We start from the raw sequence: 15,399 nt of genomic DNA on the forward strand, positions 1-15,399 counted from the left end.
GCGTTCTCGACGTAGTCGGCGTAGCGCTCCATGTCGTCGACGCCCTCGGGCAGGCGCAGCGTGCGCTTGGGCGCCTCGCCGTAGGGGTCGAGCTGTTCGGCGCTCCACGGGGCGCCGGAGAAGCAGGGGATGAAGACGAGGGTCGGGTTCTTCTCTGCAGTGTTCATATCGAATACATTACACGACATATATGCCGTGACATAAGTTATCTGGGTCACACTTGAATCCGCTCCGTGCGCTCGTCCGCCTCTCAGCGCCGCGTCGCCGGGCAGCGGCCACACCCGCGGTGCCGTAGGCGGTCGCGAGGGCGTCCCACCCGACGACGGCGAGCTCAGGGTCTACCGCTGGGGCGGTAACAGCCTCCGGGACGCTGTTACCGATCCCCCTCAGCGCCTGGGCCGTGAGCGACCACCCAGAGCCGAACCGCTGGACCAGGCGGTGGGAATCCAGGCGCGACAGCGTGCGGTAGAGACCAGGGGTGGTCCACTCCCCAAACTCCCCGTCGGGGGGCACTGACTGGGCTGATCACGAGACACACCATCCCGCCGCAGGTCTGCAGGGCCGTCCGCGAGGTACCAGGTCGAACCCTCGGTGCCGTAGCCGACCCGCAGCCGACGCAGCCAACCGCCTGGCTTCAGCACGAGCTCATGGGCCTGGCGCAGGGTCTGCCGGGAGATCCCGGCCTCCTCCGCCGCCTGCCGCTCGCTCGCGGGTCAGGAGCAGCCGTCCGACGCGCGGTGAGCCGAAGGATGCCGGGTCCGCGCCGGCCAGGGCCGGGATGGATGTGGCGACCTTCCCCCGTGCCGCAGTCGCCCGTACTGCCTGCTGCAGTCCGTCCAACACGGTCTGATACCGCACGACTTCCCCCGAACGACGCAATTGTCGCCGCCACGACAAGCTCCGCGACCTCACCGACCCCACCCTGCTCGGAACCGCGCACCGGCGCGCGCCCGAGGACTGGGAGATCCGCACCGCCCGGGACGCGCAACTCCCCTGCACCGCCGACCTGCTCCACGCCATCGCCCCGCTGCACCAGGCGCAGTGGCCCCCGTGCGACCAGCCCCCGGCGCCCATCACCTGAGCTGCCGGGCTCCGGGACGCGAGGCGGTCCGTCGTGCTCGGCGGGAGACCGGCCGGTGCGCAACTGTCGACCCGACGGCGGGCGGAGGACTGCCTTCCTGCCGCATCCAGGGGGCCACAGAGGGCTCCCCGGAGGAGTTGTCAGGCGTCCGGCGCCTGGCTGGTTCCGGTGAGGATCGCGCGGCCGAGGGTGTGCGGAATCATCAGGATGTTGAACATGGCGAGGCTGGCACCCTCGGGGACGTCCAGCGTCGGGACGTCGAGGGCGGTGGCGCAGATGTACAGGCGGTGGGTGCCGGTGCCGGGTGGCGGGTTGACTCCCGAGTAGCCGGCCTGGCCGAGGTCGTTGGGCAGCGGCGCTCCTGGGTGGGCGCCGCCGGGTCGGCCCGCGCCCCGGGACAGGCCGGGCAGGGATGCGGGGATGTCCTTGACGGCCCAGTGCCACAGGCCCCCTGGGATGGGCGCGTCGGCGTCGAAGGCGGCCACCGCGAGGCTACGGGTGCCCTCAGGGAGGTCCGTCCAGGCCAGTGCGGGTGATTCGTTCGCGCCGCCCTCGGTGTTGTAGGCCGAGCTCGGCAGTTCCCCTCTTGCGGGGAAGTCACTGCTGGTGAGCGTGAACGCCCGTGCGGGCACGGCGAGGTCGTACGGGTTGTAGGGCACAGGGGTCTCCTTCGCGAGAAATGTACAGCAGCGCTGTATAAAAAACGTACAGCGGTGCTGTACATTGAGCAAGTGGAAGAAGAAGACGGACAGGCAGAAGCCGAGGCCGAGCTGTTGCGAGTCTCGGTCGGGGAGTTCGTCCGCTGGGCCCGCGCCGGTGACGTCATGCCGGGCGGCCAGGCGGCGGTCCTGGGCCATCTGGCACGGGTCGGCGCTCTGTCGATCACCGACCTGGCCGCCCGCGAGAGTGTGCGCCACCAGTCCATGGCGCGCACGGTGGGGCTGCTGACAGATCAAGGGCTCGTCCAGGTCGAGACGGACCCCCTCGACCGCCGCCGAGTCCTGGTGCAGATCACCGGGGAGGGTCTCGCCCGGCTGGGCGACGAGCGTCGGCACCGGGCCGCCGGCATCGCGGCGGCCATGCAGGCCACCCTCGACGACGAGGAGCGGGCACTGTGCCGGCGCATCCCCGGCCTGCTGGACAAACTCAGGGGCCACCCTTGAGGCGACGCGCACTGACGCCGTCGAAGTGATCGCTGCAGCCCCGCCTCCTGCCGCGGGGGTGTGGATCTCGTCGTCCCCCATCGTTTCTCTTCCTCGTACGGGCGAAGTCCGGGCTGCCAGGCCAGGTCCCAGTTGCCCTCTGCGCCCAGGTTCGAGGAGGTGCCGACGTCGAAGCGGACGAACGCGGTCTTTGCCCGTCAGTCGTAGCTGACCGAGACCGTCGTGAAGCCCAGCGAGCGCAGCAGGCCCTGGAGCATCGTTGTGGTGTTCTGTTGCGCACGGGTCGTCAGACCGCTTGCCGCGGCGGCGGTCTGGATGTGACCGACCGCCAGCAGGTTGAGTTCCTGCTGGTCGCCCGGATTGCCGGAGAAGAACTGACCGATGCGGTCGAACAGGCCACGTTCCTGGGCGACGACGTAGGAGCGCTTCGCGTCCAGCGCCGCCGACGCGAGCTGCGCATGCGGCAGGGTGATGGTCGCGCTCAGACGGTCCGGCGAGACCGTGACCTTCGCCTTGGCGAGGTCGACGTACGAGTCGACGGTGCCGGCGGCGACGTAGAGGGTGCGGTTCCCGAGCAGGGCGGAGGGCAGGAAGGTCGCCTCCTTGTCGAGATCGACCACCACTTGGAAGTTGCCCGCCGCCGCGTCGTAACGGCTCATGTCCTGCACGGACTGCAGCACCGCCGGGCCACTGCGGTCAACGCTTCGCTCACCGAAGGGGTTGGGCAGTCCGGGAAACCAGTCGAAGTGGCCCGCGACCACGAACAGCGCCGTGATCAGCGCGACAGTTATCAGGATGCTCACGTACCAGGGCACTCGGCGGCGGACGGTGTCGCTCACTTGCTCCTCCTGCGAAGGACGGGAGTTGGGCGCTTCGGGGCAGCGCCGGAGCGCCCGCCCCGAAGGGTCTTGTACCCGGAGCCGAGGGGGCTCAGCGGCCTGATCAATCGACAAAGCGCGCGCGGCCGGGGTGGTATCGGGCCGCGGCGAAAGGCCGTACAGTCCGCAGTGGAATACCTTGGCGCGAGCGTCGGTAGCCGTTCTCATCGGCTGGCCCGACCGACCGAGAGGGCCGCTTCGGCGGCGATGGTTCCGGCTGCCCCAGACCCCGGCGGCGTCCCACAGGAGACGGCCGAGGAGACCTGGATGTCCACCAACGGCATCACCGCCCGATCGATGGCGGTCCGCCATCGCCCGCCACCCCAGCGCGGGGCCGGGAAACCGACAGCTACGCTCACCGTTGAGCGGCACGACTGGCACGGCCGGGCAGAGATCACATTGACCGGCGAGGTCGACCTGGACTCCGCGCCGCTCCTGCGCCGGGCGCTGACGCAGTGCCTGGCCGGCGGCGTGCGGACCATCGAGGTGGATCTCGCCCGGGTCACCTTCTGCGACTGCAGCGGCCTGAGCGCGCTCCTGCAGGCCCGCCACCGCGCCGCGATACTCGGAGCATCCCTACGGCTGCATCACCCCAGACCCACCATGGCCAAACTGATTGCGCTGGCCGGCACCGACACCGGCCTGCTGCCCCGGAACGGCGTGGGAGAGAGCCGCCCCTCTCTTCGCTCCCTGCCGGCTCGTGACACGGCAGTTGACTGCACCTTGACGGTGGGAGAGCGTCGGCTTCGGTGGTAGATCGAAACGGCATGGGCCGACCCTGGCCCGAGGGGTTCCGGCTTCGGGAGGACCTGTCCCCGTGCCCTTCGACACGGCTGAATGCGTCCCAGGTGATCGCGTACCTGGTGCAGGCTGTCCGGTGCGGCGATGCGCGGATGGTCCAGGAACTGCTGTGCCGGTTCAGCACGCTCGCCGACTTCGATGACCTGATGCAGTTGCGGGCGGCGCTGGAAGCGGACCTGTACGCGGACCGGACCAGCCCTCGCTCGGGGGATCCGGGGTCCAAGGCCGGTCTCGTGCCCGCGCCGATGGCCGTTGAAGCAGAGATGGCTGGTTGCGCGCCGCCGACGTCGTCACCGAGGCCGCCAGCCGCCGCACCCACGGTCAAGAGCCATTGACGGACCGCGGCCAGTGAGCTCAGGCTTCGGCGCTGAGCGAGTACAGGATCTGGGTGGGCCGGGTGGTGGTCTGCTCATGGAACTGGTCGAACCGGTCCGGTGGTTGGGGAGGTGTCGTGGTCGCGTCCGTCACGGGAACCCGGCGGGCGGCCAAGTCCCCACGTGCTCTTCAGGTCGGCCATCATCTGGCTCACCAGGGCGGGGACGTCCGGCTCGGGGAGGTAGGTGTCCACCGCGGTGGTGGTCGTGCGCTGCGCTGATTCGACGTACCGCCAGGTGCCCGCGTCGAGCCAGACGTCGAACTCGTGGTCGGCGTGGGTGAAGCGGACGGTCGAGGTGCCGGCCACGGTGAGCACCTGGCCGTTCAGGCGACGGGCGAGGTCCTCGTGCGCGGGCGGGCGCGGCTTGTCGGGCACCTGGTAGCTGACGGCGAGCAGTGATGACAGCGGCCCGGCGAAGGCCTCGCCGTCCGGTGTCCCGAACACGAAAGCCGCCGGCCACTCGACGACCGCGTCGTCCTTCTCCGCCGGCGCGTCGGAGGCGAACTGCACGGAGTCGAAGCGGAAGGTGCCGCGTTCGACGGCGTGCCAGCCGTCGGCGAGCTGCACAGCCCGCACCTGGTCGCACTGAACGCGCATCATGATCCTCCGTTGCGTCGGGCCTGCTTGGCTCGGGCGGCCTTGTCGGCTTTCGCGCGCTCTTCGGCCACGCGCTGGACCTCGCGGGCCCGCTCCGCCCGCACGGCCAGCTCGACCTCCTCCTCCGTCGGAAGGCCTGGCTCAGGTTCCCGCAGCGTGTACGGGGGCGGGGTGTAGTCGGTGAAGTGCTCGACCCTGTGTCGGCTGCGCTCGCCGCGTGGCATCCCGTACTTGCGCCGCCGCTCGTCACGCATCGCTTCGGCCAGCTGGGCCGCGTACCTCGGGGACGCCGAGGGGGCGTCGCGGTGGTCCTCACCGGTCATGTGGAACACGCTGGACGGCTTGCGACAGTGCGGGCAGGACCCGGAGTCGTCCCGCAGCCACCCGTCCTCGCATTCCGGGGCCGGGCAGTCGCCCGGGGCCACCAGGTCCCATGCGATCTGGTCCGCCCGCGCCTTGAGCTCGGGCTGCGTGAGGTTGGAGAAGAGCTTGAACCAGCGGCGCTCGATCCGGTCCCGGAGCTCGGCGGCGGTCCGGTACTGGAGCTGCTGGTCGACCAGCCGGAACACGTTGTGCGGCACCCCGCCGCGCTTGCCCAGGACCTCGGTCAGCGGGCCCGGCATCGCCTGCAGCACCCACACCGCCGGGGACTGCCCCGGGCGCTGGAAGGCGGTCACGGCTGCTCCTCCCCCGCGCGCTTGGCGCGTTCGTCGCGGACCTGCCGCCGAGCGAGGGGCGACGCCGCGTCAGGGAAGCCTACCTCCGCCCAGGCCGACTCCTCCTGACTCTCCAGAACCCCTGCCACCCGGCTCAACACCAGGTATACGGCACTGCTCGCACGCCGCACACAGGCCCGACGCCGGGCGGGTCCACTCGAACGAGCGACGGTGCCCCGAGCGGCGCCGGCGGCGCTCAGCTGCCGTGAACCGGACAGTGGTCCGGCTGGAGAAGGCCCCACGGTGTCGGCCGGTGCAGGAAGGCCGGGCGCGTCAGCGGGTCGGGCGGGTCGTAGTAGCGGTGGAAGACCGCGGTGGCCCCGCCGGAGAGCGGGGGCACGATCCAGCTCCAGTCCGCGGGGACGGCGCGACCGTGGCGGCGTTCCCGGTCGATGTGTGTGAGGAACCGCGTCGATTCGGTATGGTGGTCGGCCATCGTCACACCTGCCTGGGCGAACGAGTGCAGCACCGCGAGGTTCAGTTCCACCAGCGCGCGGTCGCGCCACAGTGTGCGCTCACTCGAGGTGTCGAGACCGAACAGCCTGGCCACGGCCGGTAGTCGGTCGTAGCGGTCGGCGTCGGCGAGGTTGCGTGAGCCTATCTCTGTGCCCATGTACCAGCCGTTGAAGGGCGCGGCCGGGTAGTGGACGCCGCCGATCTCCAAGGTCATGTCCGCGACGGCGGGCACGGCGTACCAGCGCAGGCCCAACGCCGCGAAGCCGGGGTGGTGAGGGTGTGTCAGTGGGACTTCGAGAACGGCGTCCTCGGGGAGTTCGTAGAACTCCGGGGCACGGTCGGGCGCCGCCTGGATCAGCAGCGGCAGAATCTCGAACGGCTCCTCACCGCCCTTCCAGCCTGCTTCCTTCGCGAGCGCGCGGCGTTCCGCGCTGCGCGGGTCGTCCGCATAGCGCACCAGCTGCTCGCCGAGGATCCGGGCCGCCGGGCGGCCGGGGGCGTCGGGGGCGAAGACGCTGATGACGGGTCGGATCCGGCCGTCGTTGGTGGCGATGCGCAGATGCTCGAAGCATTCGCGGGCTATGTCGTCGGGGTGGGTGAGGTGCCGCAGGTCCCGGACCGTCAGGTTGTTCCAGTAGAGCCGACCGATGCAGCGTGCGGCGTTGCGCCAGGCCACGCGGGCGCCGTAGCCGAGCTCTGCGGGGGTGTGCGTGTAGGTTCCTTCGGTGGCCACCGCGGCGGCTATCTCGCGCAGTCGGGCCTCGGGGTCGACGGCCCCGGGGTGTTCGCGGGCGAAGTCCCGGATGAAGGAGTCGGCGGCCGTCAGCAGCCTGGTGGTCTCTGCTTCTCGGGTCGTCATCGGCCGGCCTCCGGACGCAGCCGATCGGACAGCAGCGCGGCTTCGAGCACCGGGACGTCGAACGGGTCGTAGTGGATGTTCTGCTGAGGCACTCCCTGGCGCAGCAGTACCCGGGTTGAGCTGGTGACCATGTCGACCGGACCGGACAGGTAGACCTCGCGGCGGTAGAAGGGGCCGAACTCCTGCAGCGCTTCGGGCAGGGAGCCGCGCCAGCCGGGCACCTGCTGGTCCGAGAGCACGCCACGTACCTTGAGCCAGTGGTTCCGCTGTGCCAGTCGCAGCATGTCGTCCAGTCCGTAGAGTTCGTCGGCGGTCCGGGCTCCGACGAAGACGTCGACGAACCGCCGGCCGCCGTCCTGGACGGTCTGCTCGACCAGTGCCTGAATGGGGGCCAGACCGGTGCCTCCACCCACGCAGAGCAGGTCGCCCTCGTGGCGGGGGTCGAGGACCATGTCGCCCTGGGCCGAACCGAGCGTCAACTGGTCGCCGGGGCGTGCCCGGAACACGAGGTGGGGGCTGACCAGACCGCCCTCGACCGCGCGCACGTGGAAGGTCAGCGTGCCGTCCTCGCGCGGGGCGTTCGCGAGGGAGTAGTAGCGCCAGGAGCGGGGCTGCCAGGGCGTCTCCACGCTCGCGTACTGGCCCGCCCGGAACGGGTAGGGGCTGTGTGGCCGAAGGGTGATCTCGGCGATGCCCGGTCCGCGCAGGCGGTGGTGGACGATGTCGGCCTTCCAGACGGCGGGCCGCAGCGCCGCGTCCTCCTCGGCGGCGCGGATCATCACGTCGGACACGACGCCGTAGGCGCGCGTCCACACGTCGGCGAGCCGCGGTGTCCAGGCGTCCCCGGCGAATCGGGCGAGCGAGTCGAGCAGGGCGGCGCCGACGGCGGGGTAGTGTCCGTTCAGGGCCCCGAACTTGCGGTGATCGCGCCCGAGTCGGCTGCAGAAGTGCACGAGGTTCTCCGGGTCGTCGACGAGGTCGACGACCCGGAGCAGCCCGCGGAGCAGCCGGTCCCGCTGCACGTCCAGGCTTGCGGGGAAGAGTGGGCGCACCTCGGGATGCCGTTGGAAGAGGATCGCGTAGAAGTACACCGTCAGGTCGGGCGCGAGCGGGCCGACCAGCGCCACGCTCGCCCGCAGCAGCGCGATCTCCTCGGCGTCGAGCGCAGCCGGTGGAGGCGCGGCTGGTGACCCGGACTCAGCCCGGTTCGGACGCGGCGCGGCAGCCGGTGCGGAAAGCGGCGCGGAATCTGTCCCCGCGTCACTCGCCGGAGCTGCAGCGGACTGCCGACGTCCGAACCTCATCGGCCGCCTCGATTGTCTCCCGGCAAGGGATATATCACGCGACGTCCGATCCTTCGGGGGCAGATGACGGCTACAGCCGTGTTGCCCTCCGGGCTTGGGAAGGAAGGCGGTCGGCATTGGCCAGGCGTGCACGCTAGCCCTGATCGAGGCTGACGAACAACCAATGTCGGAGGTTGGTCAGCATCTCCCCGGACATGGAGGTCTAGCCCGACTCCCGGGGCAGCAGCCTGGAACGGAGTGGTTTGCCTACGTCCCGTTTCGACCCCTCCGCAGGACCCTCACAAGGTTCTTACCCTTACCAACTGGTAGGCAGACGCCCTCGACGACGACGTCGCCGACCTCAGGCCGGATGCGCCACCCGACGGGAGGCGGTTGGCCGATGTGCGGCCGCCTCTCCCGGTCGACGACGAAGGCCCTCTGTGCGATGTGCTCAGCCTCGTGGAGCTTATGGACCGCGTGCCTTTGTGGTGAGGGTGTCGGACCGGGTGTTCACGACTCCGGGCAGGTGCACCGTGAGCGGTCCATGGGGCCGAGCCGCTCGGCGAGGAAGTCGAGGGCGCCCTGGTCGTCGTCCGGCCCTCCCGCCTCGTGCCCGTTGTAGCGCCAGACGGTGATGTCCTTCGGGCCCGCGTAGGCGTGGTAGGCGGCGAAGACGGTGGAGGGTGGCACGATCGCGTCCATCAGGGCCGCCGAGAAGCGGGCCGGGACCGTGGCTCTGCGTGCGAAGTTGACGCCGTCGATGTAGGAGAGCGTGCGGTGCACGGTCTCTTCCTGGTCGCGGTGGATCGACAGGTAGTCCGCGATCTCGCGGAAGGGTGCGGCGTCAGTGACTTGAACGGCCCGGGGGAAGTCGCACAGGAAGGGCACGTGGGCGACTGCCGCCGCCAGGTCGGGGACCAGGGCGGCGACGGCGAGCGCGACGCCACCGCCCTGGCTCTGTCCGACCACGGCAACCCGGCCGGGGTCGACGCAGTCCAGCTCGCGGACGGCCTCGGCAGCTCGGACCGCGTCGGTGATGAGGCGCCGGTAGTAGTAGGTGTGCGGCGACCCGATGCCCCGGGTCATCACGCCCGGGACCTGCGGCCCGCAGGGGCCGGAGTCGGGGGTGGCCCCCCGACTCCAGCCCGAACCCTGCCCGCGGGTGTCCATCTGCAGGTGGGCGTATCCGGCGGACGCCCAGAGCAGGTTCTCCAGGACGTGTCCTCGGCCGCCGCCGTAGCCGACGTACTGGACGACGGCGGGGAGCGGGCCGGTGGTCGTACGGGGCAGGCGCAGCCACGCCTTGACCGGTTCCCCGCCGAAGCCCGGGAAGGTGACGTCGAAGGTGTCGACCGTGCTCAGTCCGGTGCTCACCGGAGTCAGCTCGACCGTGCCCCCGAGCGCCCGGGTCTCGGCGAGTGTCTCCCTCCAGAAGGCGTCGAAGTCGTCCGGTGCGGTCTGGCTGCTGCGGTAGCGCCGCAGTTCCGCCTCGGGCAGGTCGGTGTGCACGGGGTCCTTCCGCTGCGTCAGGGGTGTTCGACGGTGACGACGGGGTGAAGGCGGCGGGTGTGGTCGACCTGCCGGACGGGGCCGGTCAGGCGGAGCGGGACCGTCAACCGGTGGTCGGTGCTGCTGGCGGAGATCCGCAGTTCCAGCTCGCCCGGCTCGACCAGGCGTCGCCCGTCGCGTCCGGTGAACGAGGCGAGATCCGCGGGGAGTTCCAGCAGCACCCGGCAGCGTTCTCCGGCTTCCAGCGGGAGGCGTCGGTAGCCGACCAGGCGCTGCACCGGCTGGACCACGGAGGCGACGGGGTCGTGCAGGTAGAACTGCACGACTTCGGCGCCGGAGCGCTCGCCGGTGTTGCGGACCTCCAAGCCGATACGGAAGCTGCTGTCGGTGCCGGCCTCCGCGACGGTGGCGTCCAGGGCGGACCACTCGAACCGGGTGTAGCTGAGTCCGTGTCCGAACCCGTAGGCGGGGCTGGTGCTGGTGCTGGAGACGTCGCTGTCGTGCGCCAGCCGGGCGGCCAGGTAGGTGGAGGGCTGGACACCCTTGTGGCGCGGCACGCTGACGGGCAGTCGTCCGGAGGGGTTGACCCGTCCGGAGAGCACGCCGGCGATCGCCTCGGTGCCCGCCTCCCCGGGGAAGAACGACTGGACGATCGCGGCCGCCTCCTCCTGGGCGCGCCCCAGCCCGTACGGGCGGCCCGCCAGCATGACCAGCACCAGGGGCGTCCCCGCGTCCAGCAGCGCGTCCAGCAGCGCGTCCAGCAGTTGCTCCTGGACGCCCGGCAGTTGGAGCGACTCCGCGTCACAGCCCTCGCCGCTCGTCCCGCGTCCGAAGAGGCCGGCCCGGTCTCCCAGAGCGAGCACGACGACATCGGCGAGGCGGGCGGCAGCGATCGCCTCGGCGAAACCCGCTGTGCTGTCGCCGTCAACCGTCGCCCCCGCGGCACAGAGGATCTCGGCGTCGGGGAATTCGGCCGCCAGGGATTCCCGCAGCGTGGGCAGTTCGATGCCGGTCGGGACCTCAGGGTGCTGCGCGCCGACGTGCACGGGGAAGGAGTAGCAGCCCAGCACGGCGGTCGGGGTGTCGGCGTTGGGGCCGACGAGCGCGATCCGGCGGGGGCGGTCCAGCGGCAATCTGCCGTCGTTGCGAAGCAGCACGACGGCCTGCTCGGCCAGCTGTTTGGCCAGCAGGCGGTTGGCGGGGCGGTCCAGGTCCACGGTGCCGCGCAGTTCCTGGGCGGTGTCCAGGTCGGTGCCGCGGAGGGCGGGGGGCAGCGGGTCCCAGTCGGGGTCGAGCATTCCGAGCTGTGCCTTCTGGATCAGTATCCGGCGCAGGGCACGGTCGATCAGTTCCTCGGGGACGGCGCCGGTCTGGACGGCGTCGAGCAGCGGTTGCCCGAAGGTCTTGATGGTGGGGAGCTCGATGTCCACACCGCTGGCGAGCGCGAGCCCCGCGGCCTCGCCCCAGCTTCCGGCAACGCCGTGCAGCATCTTGAGGAAGGCGATGCCGAAGTAGTCCGCGACGACGGTTCCGTCGAAGCCCCAGGTGTCGCGGAGCAGGCCGGTCAGCAGCGCCTCGTCGGCGGCGGAGGGGATGCCGTCGGTGTCGGTGTAGGCGTGCATGACGGAGCGGGGGCCACCGTCGCGGATCGCCATCTCGAAGGGCGGCAGGATCACGTCGGCCCGTTCGCGCGCGCCCATCGTGACCGGGGCGAGGTTGCGTCCGGCCCGTGAGGCGGAGTAGCCGGCGAAGTGCTTGAGTGTCGCGACGATCCCGGCGGACTCCAGGCCCTGCACATAGGCGGTGGCGATGGTGCCGACGAGGTAGGGGTCCTCGCCGATGGTCTCCTCCACGCGTCCCCAGCGGGTGTCGCGTACCACGTCGAGCACCGGGGCGAGACCCTGGTGGATGCCGACGGAGCGCATGTCGGTGCCGATCGCGGCGGCCATGGTGCGCACCAGTTCGGGGTTGAAGGTCGCTCCCCACGACAGGGGAACGGGGTAGGCGGTCGCGCCCCAGGCGGCGAAGCCGGCGAGGCATTCCTCGTGGGCGAGCGCGGGGATGCCGAAGCGGTTCGCAGCCGTGATGCGTTGCTGGGATCGGGCGAGTGAGAGGGCGCCGACGGCCGCGTCCACCGGGACGGTGCCGAAGGGCCGGGTGAGCTGGCCCAGACCGTGTGGCAGCAGCTCGTCCAGGTCGGGAGGCTCCTCCAACTCGTGCTGGTGCGGTGCGACCTCGCCTCCCTCGTCGGAGGCGCCCACCCAGACGCCGACGAGTTGGGCCGTCTTCTCACGCAGCGTCATGGCCGCGATGAGGGCGTCCGCCCTGGCTCCGGGGTCGAGGGCGACGTCCCGCCACTGGGGGGTGGTGAGTTCGGCCCCGAGTGCGGGATTCATGTTGCCGGTCACTTTCCTCCGACCCCCATCAGCCCCTGGACCAGGGCACGGCGGGCGAACAGGTAGACGACGAAGATGGGGAGCATGGACAGCACCACGGCACTGAGCAGACCGGGGACATCGACGCCGTGCTCGGTCTGGAAGTTGTACAGACCGAGGGTGATGACTTTGGTCGAGTCCGACTGGGTGAGGATGAGGGGGAAGAGGAAGCCGTTCCAGGCCTGCAGGGCGGAGAAGACGACGATGGAGGAGAGTCCGGCCTTCGAGAGCGGCAGGACCAGCTGGAGGAAGACCCGCCCGGGTGAGGCACCGTCGATCGCCATCGCCTCGTAGAGGTCGGGGGTGATGTCGCGCATGGCGCCGGTCAGCACCAGGGTGCACACCGGGAGCGAGAACGCGGCGGTCGGCAGGATGACACCGATCAGGTGGTCGTACAGCCCGGCCTGGCTGATCACGTAGAACATCGGCACGATCACCGCCTGGGCGGGCACCGCGAGCCCGAGCAGGAAGACCCGGAACACCAGGCCGATGGTCCGCCCCCGGGCTCGCACGATGGCGTAGGCCAGTGGCGGGACCACGAGCAGGACGATCGCCACGACGCTGGCGGTGACGATCACCGTGTTGAGGAAGTCCTGTCCGAAACCGTTCGAGAAGGCGTTGGCGTAGTTGCTCAGGGTCAGCTGTGAGGGGAAGCTCAGCGGCCCTTGGGTGGAGTAGTCGGAAGTGGTGCGCAGCGTCGAGAGCAGCAGGACGTAGAGCGGCAGACCGACCAGGAACAGCCAGATCAGGGAGCCCAGTCCGGCGAGGTAGTTGGGCCTCCGTCTCATGAGATCCCCTCCGTCGTGCTGCGCATCTTGTCGTAGCCGGAGAGTCGGACCACGGCCAGGGAGATGAGGGTGGCGACGACGACCAGGACCAGCGCGATGGCCGAACCCGCGCCGAAGTCGAAGTTCTTGAAGCCCTGTTCGTACATGTAGTAGGCGCTGACCGTGGTGTCGGTGCCCGGTCCGCCCTGGGTGAGGATCAGCACCGTGTCGAAGGTGGTCAACCCGCCGACGACCATGAGGATCACCGAGGTGATCATGGTGTTGCGCAGCTGCGGCAGGGTGATGTGGAAGAACTGCCGCACCGTGCCGGCACCGTCGATCGCGGCTGCCTGGTAGAGGACCTGCGGTACGGCGCGCGCGCCGCCCTGGTAGAGCAGCGCGTGCAGGGGCGTGAACTGCCACATTCCGACGAAGGTCAGCACCGCGATCGAACCTGACTGGCTGCCCAGCAGGTTGCCGTTGCCGAAGAGCCACGGGAGCTGACCGGGGATGCCGAAGTTGGGGTCGAGCAGGGCGCGCCACAGCACGGAGACCGCGGTGGCCGACAGGAGCAGCGGGACGAAGAAGATGGCGGACAGCACGGCCCGGTTGCGCTGCGGTCCGGCGGCCCACACACCCAACAGGATGCTGATGGGCGTCTGGGTGACGACTCCCAGGACGGTGAGCAGCAAGGTGAGCCAGATGCTCTGGGTCATCACCGGGTCGTGGAACAGGGTGGTCCAGTTCGCCAGGCCGTTGAAGTGCGGCGAGGTGATGCCGTCCCAGCTGGTGAAGGACAGCACGGCGACCAGGACCAGCGGGAGGATGGCGAAGAGCAGGAAGAAGACGGTCGCGGGTGCCGCCCAGACAAAGCCTGGGCGGGTCACCCCGACGCCGACCCTGCGCGCCTTGAGGCGACGGCGGCCGAGCTCGACTGCGGAGGAGAGTGCGCTCATGGGTCCGGTACTCAGGAGGTGGCCAGGGACTGCATCGCCTGGATGAAGCCGTTGGTGTCGGTCTTGCCGTCGAAGAACTCCTGGACGGCCGTGTGGATCGTCGTGGTCGCCGCCGGCGGGTAGGCCTGGTCCCAGGAGAGCTGGAACGAGGGCGCCGCCTTGACCAGGTTGAACTGGAACTGGGAGTAGCCCGGGCTGGCCGAAGTGGACAGGAAGGTGGGCGTGTTGGTGGTGGTCGGCAGGTTGCCTATGGCCAGCTGGGCCTGGACGAACTCGTCCGAGTACATGAGCTTCAGGAACGCCGCGACCGCGTCGGGGTGCTGAGTCTTCTTCAGCACCGAGTAGAAGTTGTTGGTGTTGCCGACGATGTCGGCCGGGTCGCCCTTGCCGCCGGTGATGGCCGGGAACGCACTCCAACCGAGGCCGTTCTTGGCGAAGTCGGGGTCGCTGGACTGCTCGGTGGAGTACTCCCACGAGCCCATCAGCTCGAAAGCGGCCCTGCCCTTGGCCAGCAGCGCCGGGGAGCCGCCGTCGGTGAACTTCACCGAGTCGAAGTTGCTGCCGAAGGCGCCGGCGTCGACCAGCTGCTTGACCATCCCGAGGGCCTTCACACTGTCCGGGCTGGACCAGGCAGCCTTGTCACCGGCGAGCGCCTGCTCGAACAACCCCGGACCGGCGACCCGGTCGTAGATGTACTCGAACCACATCTGGGTGGGCCACTGGTCCCCGCCGCCCAGTGCGATCGGGATGATCCCCTTGGCCTTCAGCACCGCGACGTCGCCCAGCAGGTCGTTCCAGGTCTGCGGGACGCTGAGGCCTGCGCTCGCGAGGACCTGCTTGTTGTCGAAGAGCAGGACCGGCTGCGTACCGCGCATCGGGATGCCGTAGGACTTGCCGTCGACCACCGCGGTATTGAACACGGAGGGGAGGAAGTTGTCCTTCAGCCCGGGGTCCTTGGCGATCATGCTGTCCAGCGGAAGCAGCAGGTTGTCCTTGACGTACGGAGCGATGCTGCCGCCGCCCCAGTTGAAGAAGATGTCGGGGGCCTGCGGGGTGTTGATGATCGTGTTGAGCTTGGACTGGTAGTCAGCGCCGGGGATGGTGTACAGCACCGCCTTGACCTTCGAGGTCTTGTTGAACGTGTCGACGATCTGCTGCTCGACCGTGTTGCCCGAGTCGCCGTAGACCAGGACGTGGATCGTCCCGGAGTCGGCCGAGCCCGACGTGGACCCGCCGCTGGACCCGCAGGCCGCAGTCAGACCGAGCACCAGCGTGGTCGTAGCCGCGATCGCGGCGAATCTGTTCCGGGACGCACCGCTGCGTATGCGCACACGAAGAGAATCCATGGCCTGCCACTCCGTCGATTGTTTCGAAGAGATTGCCGAACGCTGCGGGAAACTTAGGCGCAACACCAGCCACCGTCAAGGTCCTGGAAGGTCTCGGTTCGGGCGTGCCAACAGGGCTTCCGACCAGCTAGCATCCGACCCATACCGTCGCAACGACTGCGTACTTCAGGCACCAG

The 15,399-nt window shown here is 69.9% G+C and carries 14 protein-coding genes; 3 read left to right on the plus strand and 11 right to left on the minus strand.

All coding sequences use genetic code 11. The features are described from left to right. Window positions 1-1,221: 1,221 nt before the first annotated feature. Complete coding sequence (locus ABH940_RS05785) at window positions 1,222-1,740, minus strand: YbhB/YbcL family Raf kinase inhibitor-like protein (RefSeq protein ID WP_370104547.1); 519 nt, start codon at window positions 1,738-1,740, stop codon at window positions 1,222-1,224. 72 nt (window positions 1,741-1,812) lie between these two features. Between ABH940_RS05785 and ABH940_RS05790 the strand changes: the two genes are divergently transcribed. Then, complete coding sequence (locus tag ABH940_RS05790) at window positions 1,813-2,244, plus strand: MarR family winged helix-turn-helix transcriptional regulator (protein WP_370067033.1); 432 nt, start codon at window positions 1,813-1,815, stop codon at window positions 2,242-2,244. Window positions 2,245-2,441: 197 nt separating this feature from the next. On the opposite strand, the gene ABH940_RS05795 is transcribed toward ABH940_RS05790, so the two are convergent. Further along, entirely contained in the window at window positions 2,442-3,083 is a 642-nt protein-coding gene (locus ABH940_RS05795; RefSeq protein WP_370067031.1) for a DUF4230 domain-containing protein, read from the minus strand. A 306-nt stretch (window positions 3,084-3,389) separates the two neighbouring features. On the opposite strand from ABH940_RS05795, the gene ABH940_RS05800 reads away from it, so the two are divergent. Together ABH940_RS05800 and ABH940_RS05805 are read left to right on the plus strand one after the other, a co-directional pair. Beyond that, entirely contained in the window at window positions 3,390-3,878 is a 489-nt protein-coding gene (locus tag ABH940_RS05800; RefSeq protein ID WP_370067029.1) for an STAS domain-containing protein, read from the plus strand. A gap of 92 nt (window positions 3,879-3,970) precedes the next feature. Beyond that, a complete protein-coding gene (locus tag ABH940_RS05805; protein ID WP_370067027.1) occupies window positions 3,971-4,258 on the plus strand; it encodes a hypothetical protein in 288 nt (95 codons plus the stop codon). A 74-nt stretch (window positions 4,259-4,332) separates the two neighbouring features. On the opposite strand, the gene ABH940_RS05810 is transcribed toward ABH940_RS05805, so the two are convergent. From ABH940_RS05810 to ABH940_RS05850, 9 genes are all read right to left on the minus strand, one after another. Next, window positions 4,333-4,899: a hypothetical protein gene (locus ABH940_RS05810; RefSeq protein ID WP_370067025.1), complete on the minus strand. Its 567-nt coding sequence runs from the start codon at window positions 4,897-4,899 to the stop codon at window positions 4,333-4,335. After that, on the minus strand, window positions 4,896-5,573 hold the full coding sequence (locus ABH940_RS05815; RefSeq protein ID WP_370067023.1) for a hypothetical protein: 678 nt from the start codon (window positions 5,571-5,573) through the stop codon (window positions 4,896-4,898). The genes ABH940_RS05810 and ABH940_RS05815 overlap by 4 nt, the downstream gene beginning before the upstream one ends. Window positions 5,574-5,808: 235 nt before the next feature. Next, window positions 5,809-6,927, minus strand: coding sequence for a nitric oxide synthase oxygenase (locus ABH940_RS05820; protein WP_370067021.1), 1,119 nt, complete (start codon window positions 6,925-6,927; stop codon window positions 5,809-5,811). Beyond that, window positions 6,924-8,231, minus strand: coding sequence for a globin domain-containing protein (locus ABH940_RS05825; protein ID WP_370104549.1), 1,308 nt, complete (start codon window positions 8,229-8,231; stop codon window positions 6,924-6,926). Before ABH940_RS05825 ends, ABH940_RS05820 begins: the two co-directional genes overlap by 4 nt. 489 nt (window positions 8,232-8,720) lie before the next feature. Then, the gene (locus tag ABH940_RS05830) at window positions 8,721-9,719 is read right to left on the minus strand and encodes an acetylxylan esterase (RefSeq protein WP_370067017.1); all 999 of its coding nucleotides are present in this window, start codon (window positions 9,717-9,719) and stop codon (window positions 8,721-8,723) included. A gap of 17 nt (window positions 9,720-9,736) precedes the next feature. Further along, window positions 9,737-12,115 carry a beta-glucosidase gene (locus ABH940_RS05835; RefSeq protein ID WP_370104551.1) on the minus strand — a complete coding sequence of 793 codons (2,379 nt, stop codon included), beginning with the start codon at window positions 12,113-12,115 and terminating at the stop codon, window positions 9,737-9,739. Between the two features lie 8 nt (window positions 12,116-12,123). Next, window positions 12,124-12,942: a carbohydrate ABC transporter permease gene (locus tag ABH940_RS05840; protein WP_370067013.1), complete on the minus strand. Its 819-nt coding sequence runs from the start codon at window positions 12,940-12,942 to the stop codon at window positions 12,124-12,126. Next, window positions 12,939-13,877 (minus strand): carbohydrate ABC transporter permease, encoded by a 939-nt coding sequence (locus tag ABH940_RS05845; RefSeq protein ID WP_370067011.1) that lies wholly within the window; start codon window positions 13,875-13,877, stop codon window positions 12,939-12,941. The genes ABH940_RS05840 and ABH940_RS05845 overlap by 4 nt, the downstream gene beginning before the upstream one ends. Before the next feature lie 11 nt (window positions 13,878-13,888). Further along, the gene (locus ABH940_RS05850; protein WP_370104552.1) at window positions 13,889-15,223 is read right to left on the minus strand and encodes an ABC transporter substrate-binding protein; all 1,335 of its coding nucleotides are present in this window, start codon (window positions 15,221-15,223) and stop codon (window positions 13,889-13,891) included. Between the last annotated feature and the right edge of the window lie 176 nt (window positions 15,224-15,399).

The organism is Streptacidiphilus sp. BW17 (assembly GCF_041262485.1).
Taxonomy (GTDB): Bacteria; Actinomycetota; Actinomycetes; order Streptomycetales; family Streptomycetaceae; genus Streptacidiphilus.